The sequence below is a fragment of the Haloplanus vescus genome, assembly GCF_900107665.1.
GTDB lineage: Archaea > Halobacteriota > Halobacteria > Halobacteriales > Haloferacaceae > Haloplanus > Haloplanus vescus.
Genome location: NZ_FNQT01000003.1, coordinates 285511 through 299790 on the forward strand (window position 1 = coordinate 285511; position 14280 = coordinate 299790).

General features: G+C 65.0%; 19 protein-coding genes and 1 tRNA gene. 17 read left to right on the top strand and 3 right to left on the bottom strand.

Features of this window, described 5'->3' with window-relative positions; translation table 11 throughout:
• Positions 1-11: 11 nt before the first annotated feature.
• The 6 genes from BLU18_RS11470 to thsA all read left to right on the top strand — a co-directional run bounded on the left by BLU18_RS11470 (position 12) and on the right by thsA (position 5359).
• Positions 12-590: a DUF2391 family protein gene (locus BLU18_RS11470; protein WP_092635174.1), complete on the top strand. Its 579-nt coding sequence runs from the start codon at positions 12-14 to the stop codon at positions 588-590.
• A 75-nt stretch (positions 591-665) separates the two neighbouring features.
• On the top strand, positions 666-1652 hold the full coding sequence (locus BLU18_RS11475; protein ID WP_092635176.1) for a tyrosine--tRNA ligase: 987 nt from the start codon (positions 666-668) through the stop codon (positions 1650-1652).
• A gap of 56 nt (positions 1653-1708) precedes the next feature.
• Positions 1709-1999 (top strand): translation initiation factor eIF-1A, encoded by a 291-nt coding sequence (gene eif1A, locus BLU18_RS11480; protein ID WP_092635178.1) that lies wholly within the window; start codon positions 1709-1711, stop codon positions 1997-1999.
• Between the two features lie 37 nt (positions 2000-2036).
• Positions 2037-2915 carry a serine/threonine-protein kinase Rio1 gene (rio1, locus tag BLU18_RS11485; RefSeq protein ID WP_092635179.1) on the top strand — a complete coding sequence of 293 codons (879 nt, stop codon included), beginning with the start codon at positions 2037-2039 and terminating at the stop codon, positions 2913-2915.
• A gap of 24 nt (positions 2916-2939) precedes the next feature.
• Positions 2940-3482: a KH domain-containing protein gene (locus BLU18_RS11490; protein WP_092635181.1), complete on the top strand. Its 543-nt coding sequence runs from the start codon at positions 2940-2942 to the stop codon at positions 3480-3482.
• A gap of 224 nt (positions 3483-3706) precedes the next feature.
• Entirely contained in the window at positions 3707-5359 is a 1653-nt protein-coding gene (thsA, locus tag BLU18_RS11495; RefSeq protein WP_092635183.1) for a thermosome subunit alpha, read from the top strand.
• 145 nt (positions 5360-5504) lie between these two features.
• On the opposite strand, the gene sufS is transcribed toward thsA, so the two are convergent.
• The gene (gene sufS, locus BLU18_RS11500) at positions 5505-6776 is read right to left on the bottom strand and encodes a bifunctional cysteine desulfurase/selenocysteine lyase SufS (RefSeq protein WP_245697952.1); all 1272 of its coding nucleotides are present in this window, start codon (positions 6774-6776) and stop codon (positions 5505-5507) included.
• A gap of 102 nt (positions 6777-6878) precedes the next feature.
• On the opposite strand from sufS, the gene BLU18_RS14610 reads away from it, so the two are divergent.
• On the top strand, positions 6879-7547 hold the full coding sequence (locus tag BLU18_RS14610) for a hypothetical protein (protein WP_176791234.1): 669 nt from the start codon (positions 6879-6881) through the stop codon (positions 7545-7547).
• Here BLU18_RS14610 and BLU18_RS11510 read toward each other — a convergent pair.
• Positions 7544-7834, bottom strand: coding sequence for a DUF424 domain-containing protein (locus tag BLU18_RS11510; protein ID WP_092635187.1), 291 nt, complete (start codon positions 7832-7834; stop codon positions 7544-7546). The genes BLU18_RS14610 and BLU18_RS11510 overlap by 4 nt on opposite strands.
• Positions 7815-8573: a tetratricopeptide repeat protein gene (locus BLU18_RS11515; protein WP_092635189.1), complete on the bottom strand. Its 759-nt coding sequence runs from the start codon at positions 8571-8573 to the stop codon at positions 7815-7817. The genes BLU18_RS11510 and BLU18_RS11515 overlap by 20 nt, the downstream gene beginning before the upstream one ends.
• 74 nt (positions 8574-8647) lie before the next feature.
• Here BLU18_RS11515 and thpR point away from each other — a divergent pair, with 74 nt between their 5' ends.
• The 10 genes from thpR (at position 8648) to BLU18_RS15045 (ending at position 14151) form a co-directional block, all read left to right on the top strand.
• A complete protein-coding gene (gene thpR / locus BLU18_RS11520; protein WP_092635190.1) occupies positions 8648-9205 on the top strand; it encodes an RNA 2',3'-cyclic phosphodiesterase in 558 nt (185 codons plus the stop codon).
• Between the two features lie 595 nt (positions 9206-9800).
• Positions 9801-9953 (top strand): 50S ribosomal protein L39e, encoded by a 153-nt coding sequence (locus tag BLU18_RS11530; RefSeq protein WP_092635194.1) that lies wholly within the window; start codon positions 9801-9803, stop codon positions 9951-9953.
• The gene (locus tag BLU18_RS11535) at positions 9954-10232 is read left to right on the top strand and encodes a 50S ribosomal protein L31e (RefSeq protein ID WP_092635196.1); all 279 of its coding nucleotides are present in this window, start codon (positions 9954-9956) and stop codon (positions 10230-10232) included.
• Position 10233: 1 nt separating this feature from the next.
• Positions 10234-10905, top strand: coding sequence for a translation initiation factor IF-6 (locus BLU18_RS11540; protein WP_092635198.1), 672 nt, complete (start codon positions 10234-10236; stop codon positions 10903-10905).
• A 36-nt stretch (positions 10906-10941) separates the two neighbouring features.
• On the top strand, positions 10942-11118 hold the full coding sequence (gene rpl18a / locus BLU18_RS11545; RefSeq protein ID WP_092635200.1) for a 50S ribosomal protein L18Ae: 177 nt from the start codon (positions 10942-10944) through the stop codon (positions 11116-11118).
• On the top strand, positions 11118-11573 hold the full coding sequence (pfdA, locus tag BLU18_RS11550) for a prefoldin subunit alpha (protein ID WP_092635202.1): 456 nt from the start codon (positions 11118-11120) through the stop codon (positions 11571-11573). Before rpl18a ends, pfdA begins: the two co-directional genes overlap by 1 nt.
• A gap of 6 nt (positions 11574-11579) precedes the next feature.
• Positions 11580-12665: a signal recognition particle-docking protein FtsY gene (gene ftsY, locus BLU18_RS11555; RefSeq protein WP_092635204.1), complete on the top strand. Its 1086-nt coding sequence runs from the start codon at positions 11580-11582 to the stop codon at positions 12663-12665.
• A gap of 38 nt (positions 12666-12703) precedes the next feature.
• On the top strand, positions 12704-13243 hold the full coding sequence (locus BLU18_RS11560; RefSeq protein WP_092635206.1) for an Ntn hydrolase family protein: 540 nt from the start codon (positions 12704-12706) through the stop codon (positions 13241-13243).
• A 46-nt stretch (positions 13244-13289) separates the two neighbouring features.
• Positions 13290-13363: transfer RNA gene (locus BLU18_RS11565), tRNA-Phe, on the top strand.
• A 494-nt stretch (positions 13364-13857) separates the two neighbouring features.
• Positions 13858-14151 (top strand): hypothetical protein, encoded by a 294-nt coding sequence (locus BLU18_RS15045; protein ID WP_218124092.1) that lies wholly within the window; start codon positions 13858-13860, stop codon positions 14149-14151.
• The last annotated feature ends 129 nt before the right edge of the window (positions 14152-14280 follow it).

The following is a 14280-nucleotide window of genomic DNA, read 5'->3' on the forward strand; positions in this document are numbered from 1 at the left end:
ACGGAACGGGTATGAGTGAGGTGGAGGCCGAATCAGACGTCGACGAGGACCCCGATATGGGCGACCTGTTCGACGAACTCGAGGAACTCGAAGACATCGTTCAGGACGACGCGTCGCGGCAACAGGTCCGGGAGACGATGCGGGTCGCGATGGCCGCGAGCACGGCGCTGAGCCCGTTCGGGCGCGTGATTCGGGGCTACGACCGCGCCGACCTCGCCGAGGCGCTCCTCGGGAGCCTGCTGTTCGGGATTCCGATGGCCGTCGAGGGCGGCACGCAGGAGGTGGGGGCCTTCCTCGCCCCCCGCCCGCTCTTGCTCGTCGGGTCGGTGGTGTTCGCCATCGGCCTCGTCATCGGCATCATCTACGTCGCCGACTTTCAGGACGTGCGCGTCCACCACCCAATTCTCGGTCTCATTCCCCGGCGCTTGGCGGGTGTCCTCGGCGTGTCGGCGGTGATGGCGACGCTCCTCCTGACGGGGTGGGGACGGATTGATTGGGCGGAGCCGTGGCTCGCACTCGCGAACGTCGTCGTCGCGTTCGTCCCGATGAGCATCGGGGCGGCGCTCGGTGACATCCTGCCCGGCTCGTAGGCGGGCGAGATGTCGCTCGTCGCCCGCCACGGGCGATAGCAGAAGCCATATTTCCCTGCTCCCGCGGTATAGGGTATGGACGTCTACGAGCAGATCACTCGGAACGCGACCGAGGTGGTCACCGAGGCGGAGGGACGCGAACTCGCCGACGACCCCGAGGGGAAACGCGCGTACGTCGGCTACGAGCCGTCGGGCGTGCTCCACATCGGTCACATGCTCACCGCGACGAAGCTGATGGACCTGCAGGACGCCGGCTTCGAGGTGACGGTCCTGCTCGCGGACGTCCACGCCTATCTCAACGGCAAGGGGACCTTCGAGGAGATTCGCGAGACGGCCGAGCGGATGAAAGAGCAGTTCCTCGCGTACGGCCTCGACGAGGAGCAGACGGAGTTCCTCTACGGCTCGGAGTTCGAGTTCGACCGCGAGTACGCCCTCGACCTGCACGCGCTGGAACTGGAAACGTCGATTTCGCGGGCCGAGCGCGCGATGTCCGAAATCAAGAGCGGCGACACGGTGACGGTGTCGCAGGCGGTCTACCCGCTGATGCAGGCGCTCGACATCGTCTACCTCGACGTCGACCTCGCGGTCGGCGGGATGGAACAGCGCAAGGTCCACATGCTCGCTCGCGACACCCTGCCGAAGATCGGCGAGGAGGCGCCTACCTGTCTGCACACGCCGCTCATCGCCGACCTCCAGAGCGGCGTCGGGAAGATGTCCTCCAGCGAGGGCGTCTCCATCTCCATGGAGGACTCGCCCGAGGACATCGAGGAGAAGGTGAACGCGGCGTTCTGTCCGCCGAGTCGCGACCCCGAACCGGACGAGGACGGAAACGAACGGGAGAATCCGGTCTTGCAGATTTTCGAGTACCACGTCTTCCCTCGCTTCGACACGGTGGTCGTCGAACGCCCGGACGAGTACGGCGGCGACCTGGAGTACGAGGACTACGAGTCGCTGGCGGCGGACCTGGACGGGGGCGAGCTGCATCCCGCGGACGCCAAGAGCGCGCTGGCGACGTACCTCGATGAACTCATCGCGCCCGGGCGTGAAAAGCTCCAAGCGTAGTCCGGCCGCGACGCGTCCTCGCAGAAGTTAAACCGCACGCTCTCGAAACACCGCCCATGAGCGAGAACGAGAACGGCGGGCGCACGGACCTGCGGATGCCCGACGACGACGAGGTGTTCGCCGTCGTGACAGACATGCTCGGTGCGAATCGAGTGAAGGTGCGCTGTGCAGACGGCACGGAGCGCACCGCTCGCATCCCCGGTCGGATGCAAAAGCGCATCTGGATCCGTGAGGACGACGTGGTGCTGGTCGAACCCTGGGACTGGCAAGACGAGAAGGCCGATATCGCGTGGCGCTACGAGAAATCGGAGGCAGACCAGCTGCGCCGTGAAGGCCACATCGAGTAACACCCCTTTTCCCGCTCGCTTGCGTACGTACGTGTAGATGACAGAGGAGTACGGCCTGCTCGACCCGGCGGAAGGCGAGGGCGAGGACTTCGGCGACGAGTGGGAAGAAATCGACGTCTCCGATACCGAAGCCGACCGCATCGCTCGGAAACGGGACCGCAAGTTTGCCGAATTTCGCAAGCGGCTGAAAGACGCCGACCAGTTCAAAGTCGAGCAGTCGGTGTTCGACGACGCCACCTTCGCGGCCATCTACAAACTCGTTCAGGACGGCTACATCGACGCCTTCGGCGGGCCGATTTCGACCGGGAAGGAGGCCAACGTCTACGAGGCGCTTGGCGCCGAGGACACCGACGTAGCGGTGAAAATCTACCGCATCAACGCCTCCAACTTCCAGCACATGCGCGAGTACCTCGAGGGCGACCCGCGCTTCGAGGGCATCGGCTCCAACAAGAAGGAAGTCGTCCTCGCGTGGACGAAAAAGGAGTTCGCCAACCTGCGCCGGGCCCGGAAGGCGGGCGTTCGCGTCCCCGAACCCATCGCTGTCGAGCGAAACGTCCTCGTGATGGAACTCGTCGGATTGGTGGAGGACCGCGCCCGCCGACTCGCCGAGGTGTCGGTTGAGAACCCCGAGACGGCCTTCGAGGTGGTCCGGGAGTACATGCGGCGCCTGTACGACGCCGGCCTCGTTCACGGCGACCTCTCGGAGTACAACCTGATAATCCACGACGGCGAGCTGGTCGTCATCGATATGGGGCAGGCGGCGACGGTCCACCACCCCAACGCCGACGACTTCCTCGACCGAGACTGTCGCAACGTGGCGAGTTTCTTCACGCGACAGGGACTCGATGTCGACCCCGACGACCTCCGCGCGTTCGTGACGGGCGAGGCGTCGGAATCCGCGAGCGAGAACGCTTAAATCGCTCCGCCCGATAGGTCACCTATGCAGCACGTAAAGGTCCCACAGGACCGTCTCGGCGTCCTCATCGGCGAGGGTGGCGAGACGATGCGCGAAATCGAGCGACGCGCCGAGGTCCGCCTCGACATCGACTCCGAGAGCGGGAGCGTCGCCATCGACGCCACGGGTGACCCCGTCACCGCGATGGTCGCGCCCGACATCGTACGCGCCATCGGCCGCGGGTTCCGCCCCGACGCAGCGCTCTCCCTGCTCGACGACGAGATGCGGATGTTCGACCTCATCGACATCGACGACGCGACGCGAAACAAAAACGACCTCCAGCGCAAGAAGGGTCGCCTCATCGGCGAGGACGGCCGGACGCGCGAACTGATGGAGGAACTGTCGGGCGCCGAAGTGGTCATCTACGGGACGACCCTCGGCGTCATCGGCCAACCGGAGGAGGTACAGGCCGTCCGCCGGGCCGCCGAGATGTTGCTCGACGGCGCGCCCCACGGCGCAGTCTACGGCTACCTCGAACGCAAGCACAACGAACTCACGCGCAACGCAGACCTCCAGCCCTCGAACTGACGCCGCCGATTTTTCCGCCCGTCGCGCGACCGTCGAGCCTTGGTACCACGTACCGCTTGGTACGGTATACCGCAACGATATCCCCCCGGTCTACGCATCACCCCCGAATTTGGATAATCGCATGACTGCGTGAGGGTGCTGCACACACTGTAGCGTAACATTTTTATAGAATCACAATCAATCAATGAGTGATTATGTCTCAGCGAATGCAGCAGGGTCAGCCGATGATCATTCTCGGCGAGGACTCGCAGCGAACACAGGGCAAGGACGCCCAGACGATGAACATCACGGCCGGCAAGGCCGTGGCCGAATCTGTACGGACCACGCTCGGTCCGAAAGGGATGGACAAGATGCTCGTCGACTCCGGCGGGAGCGTCGTCGTCACGAACGACGGCGTCACGATTCTGAAGGAGATGGACATCGACCACCCCGCCGCGAACATGATCGTCGAAGTCTCCGAGACTCAGGAGGACGAGGTCGGCGACGGCACCACGACGGCCGTCGTCGTTGCAGGCGAACTCCTCGACGAGGCCGAGGAGCTCATCGACCAGGACATTCACCCGACGACCCTGGCCCAAGGGTATCGCAGCGCCGCTGAGAAGGCAAAGGAAATTCTCGAAGCCAACGCCATCGACGTCTCGCCGGACGACCGCGAGACGCTCGTCAAAATCGCGTCGACCGCGATGACGGGCAAGGGCGCCGAGAACGCGAAGGACACGCTCGCCGACCTGCTCGTCGACGCCGTGCTCGCCGTGCGCGACGACGACAGTGTCGACACGGACAACATCTCCATCGAGAAGGTCGTCGGTGGCTCCATCGACAACTCCGAGCTCATCGAGGGCGTCATCGTCGACAAGACGCGCGTCAGCGACAGCATGCCCTACGCCGTCGAGGACGCCGACATCGCGCTGATCGACGGCGCGCTCGAAGTCAAGGAGACCGAAATCGACGCCGAGGTCAACGTCACCGACCCCGACCAGCTCCAGCAGTTCCTCGACCAGGAGGAGAAGCAGCTGCGAGAGATGGTCGACCACCTCAAGGACATCGGCACCGACGTCGTCTTCGTCGGTAGCGGCATCGACGACATGGCCCAGCACTACCTGGCCCAGGAGGGCATCCTCGCCGTCCGCCGCGCGAAGGACAGCGACCTCACCAGCCTCGCTCGCTCCACCGGCGGCACGGTCGTCGGCTCCGTCGACGACCTGACCGAGGACGACCTCGGCTTCGCCGGCTCCGTCGCCCAGAAGGACATCGGTGGCGACGAGCGCATCTTCGTCGAGGACACCCCCGACGCCAAGTCCGTCACGCTCGTCCTCCGCGGTGGGACCGAGCACGTCGTCGACGAAGTCGAGCGCGCAGTCGACGACTCGCTCGGCGTCGTTCGCACGACCCTCGAAGACGGCAAGGTCCTGCCCGGCGGCGGTGCCCCCGAGGCAGAACTCGCTCTCGGTCTGCGAGACTACGCCGACGACGTCGACGGCCGCGAGGCCCTCGCCGTCGAGGCGTTCGCCGAGGCCGTGGACGTCATCCCGCGCACGCTCGCTGAGAACGCCGGTCTCGACCCCATCGACTCGCTGGTCGAACTCCGCGCGAGCCACAGCGAGGGTAACCTCTCGGCCGGCCTCGACGCCTACACCGGCGACGTGGTCGACATGGAGGAAGACGGTGTCGTCGAACCCCTCCGCGTCAAGACCCAGGCCATCGAGAGCGCCACCGAGGCCGCTGTCATGATCCTTCGCATCGACGACGTCATCGCTGCTGGCGACCTCAAGGGCGGCGGCAGCGACGACGACGGCGACGAGGGCGGCCCCGCCGGCGGTATGGGCGGCGGCATGGGCGGCATGGGCGGTATGGGTGGCATGGGCGGCGCGATGTAAGTTCGGCGCGCGCCTCACCACCTCACCGACTTCCCCCACCGCATCGCCCCGATTCGACCGACTCGTTTTTTCGACCGCTACGCCGCCAGCGACAGCGCCGTCGCTCGCCGTCGCGGAGTGACTGAGAAAAATCGAATCGCGCCAGTTACGCGAACAGCTCGAGTGCGTCGTCGACGGCATCGACGAGTGCGTCGACTTCCTCGCGCGTGTTGTAGATATAGAAGGAGGCACGCGCGGAGGCGGGGATGCCGAGCTTGTCGTGGAGCGGTTGCGTACAGTGGTCGCCGGCGCGGATGGCGACGCCGTGTTCGTTGACGATGCTGGAGAGGTCGTGAGCGTGGACGCCGTCGACGTTGAACGCGACGAGGCCGCCCCGGTCGTCGCCCGGCGGGCCGTAGATGGTCACTTCGTCGAACTCGGTCAGGCGGTCGTAGGCGTACTCCGCGAGGAGCTCCTCGTGGGCCCGGACGTTCGCCATCCCGATGTCGTCGACGTACTCCACCGCGGCGGCGAAGGCGATGCCCTGCGCGATGGAGGGGGTGCCCGCCTCGAACTTCCACGGCAGGTCCTCCCACGTCGAGTCCTCGTAGGTGACGCGGCGAATCATGTCGCCGCCGTAGAGATACGGCTCCATCTCCTCCAGAATCGCTTCCTTGCCGTAGAGGGCGCCGATACCCGTCGGGCCGCACATCTTGTGCCCCGAGAACGCGAAGAAGTCGGCGTCGATGGCCTTCACGTCGACCGGGTGGGTGGGCGCGGACTGCGCGCCGTCGACGAAGATGTAGGCGTCGTGGTCGTGGGCCATGTCGGCAAGGTCGGCCACCGGGTTGACCGTCCCGAGCGTGTTCGAGATGTGGACGACCGACACCAGCTTCGTCGAGTCGTCGATGAGTTCGGCCGCGTGGTCCATGTCGAGGTAGCCCTCGTCGTCCACGCGGATGTAGCGCACCTCGGCGCCGGTTTTCTTGGCTATCTGTTGCCACGTCACCAGCGACGCGTGGTGTTCCATCTCGCTCAGGACGACAGAGTCGCCCGGACCGAGTTCGTTCAAGCCCCACGCGTAGGCGACGAGGTTCTCGGCTTCGGTCGTGTTCTTCGTGAAGACGATTTCCTCGCGCCCGTCGGCGCCGATGAAGTCGGCGACGGTGTCGTGGGCCTCCTCGTAGGCCACCGACGCCTCCTGGCTCAACTGGTGGATGCCGCGGTGGACGTTGGCGTTGTAGCCGCGGTAGTACTCGCTGATGGTGTCGACTACCTGGTCCGGCGTCTGACTCGTCGCGGCGTTGTCCAGATAGTACAGCGGCGTGTCGTCGTCGGCCCCTTCACCGGGCGTTTCGGGGTCGCCCCCCACCTGTCGATTCAGGATGGGAAAGTCGGCCCGGATGGCCTCCACGTCGATCGGATACGATTCCTGCACTCCCATTGGGCGCGGCTACGGCCCGAAGGGATAACACCCCTTCGGTGTTTCATCTTTCCACACCTCCGACATTTTATTTATAATGCTCGCTAGTGTCGGTGCATGGAACGTCGACGACTACTGACAGCGTGTGGAACCGCGTTCGCCGGCCTGCTGGCCGGGTGTGGTGGGGGCGGCGGCGACGCGACCGCGGAGCCGACTGCGAAGGCTACCGCCACCGAAACCGCGACGGCAACGGCGACAGCGACCGAGGCACCGACCGCGACGGACACCGCGACGGCGACGGCGACGCCCGGCCCCGACGGGCCGACCCACGAGGTGGGTGAGTCGTTCACCGTCGGGGCCGAGGGGTCACAGATTGGGTACCGCATCACCAACCTGTTCCGGACGCCTCGCATCGGTGGACAGGCAAACTACGCCACCGCCGACGGCAGCTTCCTCATCGTCGTCCTCGAACTTTCGAACCCGCAGGACGACTCTATCTCCTTCCCGAACAACCGGTTCATCGCGTGGAACGAGACACAGATTCGCTACCTCGACGACGAGGCGTCGCCGATGGTCGCCGACGACGACCGCATCGACGTGCAGTCCATCGCCACGACGACTGTCTTGTCCGACAGTTCGAAAAGTGGCTCCGTCGTCTTCGACCTCGACCTCGACCAGTCGTACTGGCTCCGCATCGAACCGACCGGCGACGGCGGTGAGACGCATTACGTCCGCGTCGGCCCGCTCTCGGACGTCGAAGAACTCGAAGGCTCGATTACGGGCTAGAGCCAGAGCAACTGGGCGTGGAGCGCCTCGCCCAGATCCAGCACACGCTCCTCGTCGACCAGTCCCGCCTCGATGGCGACGGTCACGCACTCCTCGCCGACGAGGTTGGCGACCGACGCGCGCGTGAGCGAGTCCACGACTTCGTCGGCGTCGCTCTCTTCGCCGCCGTAGAACTCCTCGGTGACCGTCAGCGACACGTCGCCGTCGTCGTAGGTTTCGCCGAGACACTCCTCGTCGCAGACGGCGACGAGCAGTCCCTCCGGTGTCTCACGCTCGCGGACCAGCATCCGCGTCTCCGTGCTCCTCGATCAGCTCGCGTTCGACTTCCTCGCGCAGTTCCTCGGCCCGCTCTTGGACGCGTTCAGCCTCTTCGGTCTGGCCGGCTTCCTCCAGTGCCCGGGCTTTCTCCTCCAAGACCGCCGCGTTCTGCATCCCGAGGCGCATGGCGTTGTCGAAGCAGTCGATGGATTCCTCGTGGAGGCCGCGCTCCGCGAGGAAGAACCCGCGATTGTACCACGCCTGCGCGAAGCGGGGGTCGACCTCGACGGCTCGCTCGGCGTGTTCGAGTGCGGCCTCGGTCCGTCCCCACTCCCAGAGTGCGTACGCGAGGTTCGTGTGCGCCGACGCGGCGTGTTCGGTGTCGTCGCCGATGGCGAGTGCCTCTTCGTAGGCGCCGACCGCCTCGTCGTACTCCTCCAACTCGGCGTGTGCGGCGCCCTTGTTGACCCACGCTTCCTGCTCGCTGGCGTCGTCGGTCGCGAACTGGGCCGCTCGCTCGAACGTCTCGGTCGCCTCCTCGAAGCGATTGATGCCCATATACGAGAGGCCGACGTCGATGAGTTCCTCGGTGTCGACCTGGTCCGCGCCGATGTTGCGCTCGTCGAGCATGTCGGTCAACACCCGCGAGTCGACGGGGTCGACCTGCGACGGGTCGACCGAGAGTTCGGGCGGGTCGAGCGAGAACTCTTCGTAGTCCTCGTCGAACCCTTGCCCCTCGGAGAACTGGTGAGGGCGTTCGTCGTCCATAGTCTGACTTCGGTGTCAGGTCGGTTAAGCCCTGCGTCACAGCAACTTAGGCCGCGCGCGGACTCAGTTCGCCCATGCGCCTGTTCGTCAGCGTCGACCTCGACGGCCTCGCGGACGGCGTGGCCGACGCCCAAGCCCGTCTGCCCGACGCCGAGAGTCTGCGCTTCGTCGCCCCCGAGAACGCCCACGTCACCCTCAAGTTCCTCGGCGACACCGACCCGGACCGCCTCGACGAGATACAGGCGGCGCTCATGACGGCGGTCACCGACGCCGACGTCGACCCGTTCACCGCGACGGTCGGTGGCTTCGGCGTCTTCCCCTCGCCCGACTACATCAGCGTGGTCTGGGCCGGCGTCCGCGAGGGCGGCCCCGAACTCGCTCGCCTCCACGAGGCGATCGAACGCGAACTGACGGCGCTCGGCTTCGACCCCGCGGACCACGACTTCACGCCCCACGTCACGCTGGCGCGGATGAGCGACGCCCGCGGGAAAGACGCCGTCACGCGCGTCGTCCGCGACGCCGACCCCACCGTCGGTCGCCTCGATGTTTCGGAACTCCGTCTCACCGAGAGTACGCTCACCGACGACGGACCGTCCTACCGCACCGTGGCGCGGATTCCGCTCGGCACGTAGTGTCGCCGTCGCTTCTCGTTCGTCCCGAGTATTCTCTCGACCGCCGAATTCGGTATAGCGACATGTGGTTTATAGAGGGTGGTCTGGCCGATTTTACGACTCACGGATACTTGCCGGGAGACGGAGTCTCGACCGTGAAACCCGGGGAGTCGCGTGTGCCGTCGCCGCGGACGCGTCGATTCGGCGGTCACCACCGGTGTCGCTGGCGTCGAGAGTCCGAGTGTGGCGTACCGCGAACGAGTCGATCCCGCAAGCGTCGTGTCCGCGTCGGCACCGGCTTCGACTGCGGGGGTCTGGCGGGCGTCGCGTTACGAACACTTCGGCTGGTGCCGTTCGCGCGTCGCCGCGCCGTAGACAACCTCGACCGCGTGAGCGTTTCTCGTGGGACGGTTTCGACTGAACGACCGAATTCGACCGTTGTAGCTCTGTTCGGACGCGAAATCTGTCGCCCAGTCGTTCGACCAATCTGCGGTGATAAATCTCATTTCGCTATATCGAATCGCCGTCCGGTCGTCGCTCCCCGATTTCGCGCCAATCGCCCCGGCACCGGCGAACAAACAAGATTTTATGCGCCGGTCGGGTAGAGATGGCCACTATGGGTAAGAAATCGAAGGCGAAGAAGAAGCGTCTCGCCAAGCTCGAGCGACAGAACAGCCGCGTTCCCGCCTGGGTCATGCTCAAGACGGACCGACAGGTGACGCGAAACCCCAAGCGGCGCAACTGGCGCCGTAACAACACGGACGAATAAATGAGCGCCAACGACTTCGAGGAGCGCGTCGTCACCGTCCCGCTCCGCGACGCCAAGGCGGCACCGTCGAACAAGCGTGCCGACCGCGCCATGACGCTCGTCCGCGAGCACCTCGCGAAGCACTTCAAGGTCGACGAGGACGACGTTCGCCTCGACACCGACATCAACGAGGCGGTCTGGGAGCAGGGCCGGAGCAACCCGCCGAGCAAGCTCCGCGTCCGCGCCGCGCGCTTCGCCGAGGACGGGGAACCGATCGTCGAAGCCGAGATCGCAGACTAACGTGTTACGCGCCTCCTTCGCCGGCTCGTCGTACGTCGGGGTGTTCGCCCGGGCGACCAACGACTGCCTGCTCGTTCGCTCCGACGCCGACGCCGACACCGTCGCCGACATCGCGGCGGAACTCGACGTCGAACCAGTGACGACGACGGTCGGCGGCTCCGGCACCATCGGCGCACTCGCCACCGGCAACGAGCACGGTATCCTCGTCTCCGGTCGCGCGACCGACCGCGAGATGGACGCCATTGAGGAGGCGACGGGACTGCCCGTGACGCCACTCCCCGGCCGCATCAACGCCGCCGGCAACGTGGTTCTCGCCAACGACTACGGCGCGTACGTCCACCCGGACCTCGGGCGCGAGGCCGTCCAGGCTGTCAAATCGGCACTCGACGTCCCCGTCGAGCGCGGCGACCTCGCCGACGTGCGTACCGTCGGCACCGCGGCCGTCGCGACCAACGAGGGCGTCCTCTGTCACCCCAAATCCCGCGAACCGGAACTGGAGGCTGTCGAGGACACCCTCGACGTGCCCGCCGACATCGGCACCGTCAACTACGGCGCGCCGCTCGTCGGCTCCGGCCTCGTCGCCAACGATTCGGGGTACGTCGTCGGGACGGATACCACCGGCCCGGAGCTCGGTCGCATCGAGCAGACGCTCGGCTACGTCGACCGCCAGTAGGAAGATACTTCCCGCTTCCTCACGACCTTCCATTACATGAGTCAATTCGCCGTCAGCGGGCGCTTTCAGGACCGCACCGGTCACCGTGACTTCGAGAAGACTATCGACGCCCCCAACGAGAACGTCGCACGCGAGCGAACGTTCACGCAGCTCGGGAGCGAGCACGGCCTCAAGCGCACCCAGATCGATATTAGCGAGGTGAGCGCCGCATGATGGGTGGTGGCGGTCAGCAGCAACTCCAGCAGCTCTCTCAGGAGCTCGAAGCCATCGAAGAGGAAATCGAAGAGCTGGAAGACGAAATCGAGGGCTACCGCGACGAGCAGGCCGAAATCGACGAAGCCGTCGAAGCCATCGAGACGCTCGATAGCGGCTCGACCGTGCAGGTGCCCCTCGGTGGCGGCGCCTACCTCCGCGCGGAGATTCAGGACATCGACGAGGTCATCGTCGACCTCGGCGGTGGCTACGCCGCAGAACAGGACGAGGACGACGCCGTCGACGCCCTCGAACGCAAACGCGACCTGCTCGACGACCGCGTCGACGATGTCCAGGACGAGATTTCCGAGCTCGAATCCGAGAGCGAGGAGATCGAACAGCAGGCCCAGCAGATGCAACAGCAGATGCAGCAACAGCAGATGCAGCAGATGCAGCAACAGCAGGACGACGAATAGCGGGCGATGTTCGACGGACTGAAGGACAAACTGGACAGCTTCCGAAGCGACGTCGAAGAGAGTGCAGACGCCGAGGAAGCCGACGTCGATGCCGAAGCCGAAGTCGACGAGACCGAGGCAGAAATCGACGCCGAACCAGCCGAACCGACGACCGAGGACGAGGCGGCGTCGGACTCCGAGCAGACCAGCGACGACGACTCGGAAGATAGCCCCAGCCGACTCCAGCGAGCCAAGGCATTCGCCACCGGCAAGGTCGTCCTCGAAGAGGAGGACCTCGAAGAGCCACTCTGGAACCTCGAGATGGCGTTGCTGGAAAGCGACGTGGAGATGGGTGTCGCCGAGGCTATCCTCGACAACGTCCGCTCGAATCTGGTCGGCGAGACCAAATCCCAGATGGCGAGCACGGGCAATCTCGTCCAGGACGCGCTTCGCGACGCGCTGGTCGAAGTCATCAGCGTCGGCCAGTTCGACTTCGAGGAGCGCATCGCCGAGGCGGACAAACCCGTCACCATCGTCTTCACCGGCGTCAACGGCGTCGGCAAGACGACGACCATCGCGAAGATGGCGCGCTACCTCGAAGAGCGGGGCTACTCGTCGGTGCTCGCGAACGGCGACACCTATCGCGCGGGTGCCAACGAACAGATTCGCGAACACGCCGAGGCGCTCGGCAAGCGCCTCATCGCTCACGAACAGGGCGGCGACCCCGCCGCCGTCATCTACGACGGCGTCGAGTACGCCGAGGCCAACGACATCGACGTCGTCCTCGGCGACACCGCCGGCCGACTCCACACGTCGAGCGACCTGATGGCCCAGTTGGAGAAAATCGACCGCGTGGTCGACCCCGACCTCACGCTCTTCGTCGACGAGGCCGTCGCCGGACAGGACGCGGTCGAACGCGCCCAGCAGTTCGACGACGCCGCCGAAATCGACGGCGCAGTGTTGACGAAGGCGGACGCCGACTCGCAGGGCGGCGCCGCCATCTCCGTCGCGCACGTGACCGGCAAGCCCGTTCTCTTCCTCGGCACCGGGCAGACCTACTCGGACCTCGAACGGTTCGACCCCGAGGCGCTCGTCGCCGACCTCGTCGACTAGGCGACACGCCTACTTCCCTTCGGCCGTGACCCTCTCGCATGAGCACCGTTCTCGGCCTCGCGTGTGTCGACGGCGTCGTTCTCGCGGGTGACCGACTGCACGCGACCGACGGCCACGTCCGCGGCACGCGCCGCCACGTCTTCGAGTTCGATAGCGTCGGCGTCGCCGCCGTCGGCGACGACGTGGACGGGTTCGTCGACCGCTTGGAGGCCGAATGTCGGTCGTATCGCACCGACCGCGGTGCGGTTCGAATCGTCCCATTCGCGCGGATGGCGAGCGACCTCGCCGCCGAGTTCGGCGTGTCTGCGCTCGTCGCCGCACCCGACGAGGCCGGGACGCCGCGCCTCCGCGCCGTCGCCTCCGACGGGAGCGTCACGGACGACGACGTGGCGGCGTTCGGTAGCGGGGCGTCGCTCGCGTTGGGCGCCCTCGAAGCGAGTCACGACCCCGAGTCGACGCTCGACGCCGCGGTGACGCTCGCCCGCGACGCTCTCGACAGCGCGGCGACACGAGACGCCGGCACCGGCGACGAGGTGGACCTCCTCCGCCTGCCCGCGGACAGCTCCGCTGTGCCGTAGTTCGAAACGAAATCCTTTTGGCTTCCATTCTCCTCGTCGCAAGTGCGCCGCCTTAGCTCAGACTGGGAGAGCACTCGACTGAAGATCGAGCTGTCCCCCGTTCAAATCGGGGAGGCGGCATACTTGTTGCGGGTCGAACCACAATCACTCCACAGCGTTGCGATTGACCCAACTTCGACGGGAAATTGCCGGGAGATTTGCCCCCGTCACAGCACGCGACCTCGCGCTTGCTTGCGTTTCGTGAGATTCGACGTAGGCCAGTATGGTATAATTCCGGAACCGAGTGAATGTGAAGCGTGCGTCTATTCGTCTGGTCAAACCATGTCAACCCAACCGTCAGGGTATCGGCAGATGTTGATTACGACTTTGCCACCCATGGAGAGGTTAATCTTGCGCCGCATACTCGTCGCTAAGATGCTGACGCATATGAACGATAGGACAAACTGAACCGGACGTCCTCAAACGGGTACGATGGTCGCCTACCGGACACGCATATAGACGACACTGCCGAAGGAAAGATATCCGTGTCTTATGACGACGAACACTATAGCGCCTCACAGTGATGGAGAACTACTGCTTAACTCTTATTGATGTACTCCTCGTACTAGAAGTCAATGAGTAATGAACCGGATTGGAAACAATGTCCTACGTGTAGTGGGAACGGTACCGTCGTTACTGATGAGAGAGGTGTTCAAAATTGTCCGACCTGTGGTGGGAGTGGACGTGTTGAGAAAGAGTTCCACGAGAAGTTATCGAAAGAAGAGAAACAGACAATGGGAGGGGCAGGTGGGGCGCTTTTCGGTGCAGCCGTTGGAGGTCCTGTAGGGGCAGTTATCGGTGGCGTACTTGGTGCAGCATTAGCGGGTGCTGATGATGAGGACGACGATGATGAGATAGAACACGTGTAACCTATGATTGACATATCTCTTCTTGTTGAAGTATTCGCTCTTCCCCTTACCACTCTCGGCGTGCTAATTGGGTTTCGGTATGAAATATACGATGGTATACAGAATTACGCCGACCGCCTCGTCAATTTT

Excerpts from the sequence above, each read along its gene's own strand:
- BLU18_RS11470 (WP_092635174.1), top strand. The coding sequence starts at position 12 with ATGAGTGAGGTGGAGGCCGAATCAGACGTCGACGAGGACCCCGATATG.
- BLU18_RS11475 (WP_092635176.1), top strand. The coding sequence starts at position 666 with ATGGACGTCTACGAGCAGATCACTCGGAACGCGACCGAGGTGGTCACC.
- eif1A (WP_092635178.1), top strand. The coding sequence starts at position 1,709 with ATGAGCGAGAACGAGAACGGCGGGCGCACGGACCTGCGGATGCCCGAC.
- rio1 (WP_092635179.1), top strand. The coding sequence starts at position 2,037 with ATGACAGAGGAGTACGGCCTGCTCGACCCGGCGGAAGGCGAGGGCGAG.
- BLU18_RS11490 (WP_092635181.1), top strand. The coding sequence starts at position 2,940 with ATGCAGCACGTAAAGGTCCCACAGGACCGTCTCGGCGTCCTCATCGGC.
- thsA (WP_092635183.1), top strand. The coding sequence starts at position 3,707 with ATGATCATTCTCGGCGAGGACTCGCAGCGAACACAGGGCAAGGACGCC.
- BLU18_RS14610 (WP_176791234.1), top strand. The coding sequence starts at position 6,879 with ATGGAACGTCGACGACTACTGACAGCGTGTGGAACCGCGTTCGCCGGC.
- BLU18_RS11510 (WP_092635187.1), bottom strand. The coding sequence starts at position 7,834 with ATGCTGGTCCGCGAGCGTGAGACACCGGAGGGACTGCTCGTCGCCGTC.
- BLU18_RS11515 (WP_092635189.1), bottom strand. The coding sequence starts at position 8,573 with ATGGACGACGAACGCCCTCACCAGTTCTCCGAGGGGCAAGGGTTCGAC.
- thpR (WP_092635190.1), top strand. The coding sequence starts at position 8,648 with ATGCGCCTGTTCGTCAGCGTCGACCTCGACGGCCTCGCGGACGGCGTG.
- BLU18_RS11530 (WP_092635194.1), top strand. The coding sequence starts at position 9,801 with ATGGGTAAGAAATCGAAGGCGAAGAAGAAGCGTCTCGCCAAGCTCGAG.
- BLU18_RS11535 (WP_092635196.1), top strand. The coding sequence starts at position 9,954 with ATGAGCGCCAACGACTTCGAGGAGCGCGTCGTCACCGTCCCGCTCCGC.
- rpl18a (WP_092635200.1), top strand. The coding sequence starts at position 10,942 with ATGAGTCAATTCGCCGTCAGCGGGCGCTTTCAGGACCGCACCGGTCAC.
- pfdA (WP_092635202.1), top strand. The coding sequence starts at position 11,118 with ATGGGTGGTGGCGGTCAGCAGCAACTCCAGCAGCTCTCTCAGGAGCTC.
- ftsY (WP_092635204.1), top strand. The coding sequence starts at position 11,580 with ATGTTCGACGGACTGAAGGACAAACTGGACAGCTTCCGAAGCGACGTC.
- BLU18_RS11560 (WP_092635206.1), top strand. The coding sequence starts at position 12,704 with ATGAGCACCGTTCTCGGCCTCGCGTGTGTCGACGGCGTCGTTCTCGCG.
- BLU18_RS15045 (WP_218124092.1), top strand. The coding sequence starts at position 13,858 with ATGAGTAATGAACCGGATTGGAAACAATGTCCTACGTGTAGTGGGAAC.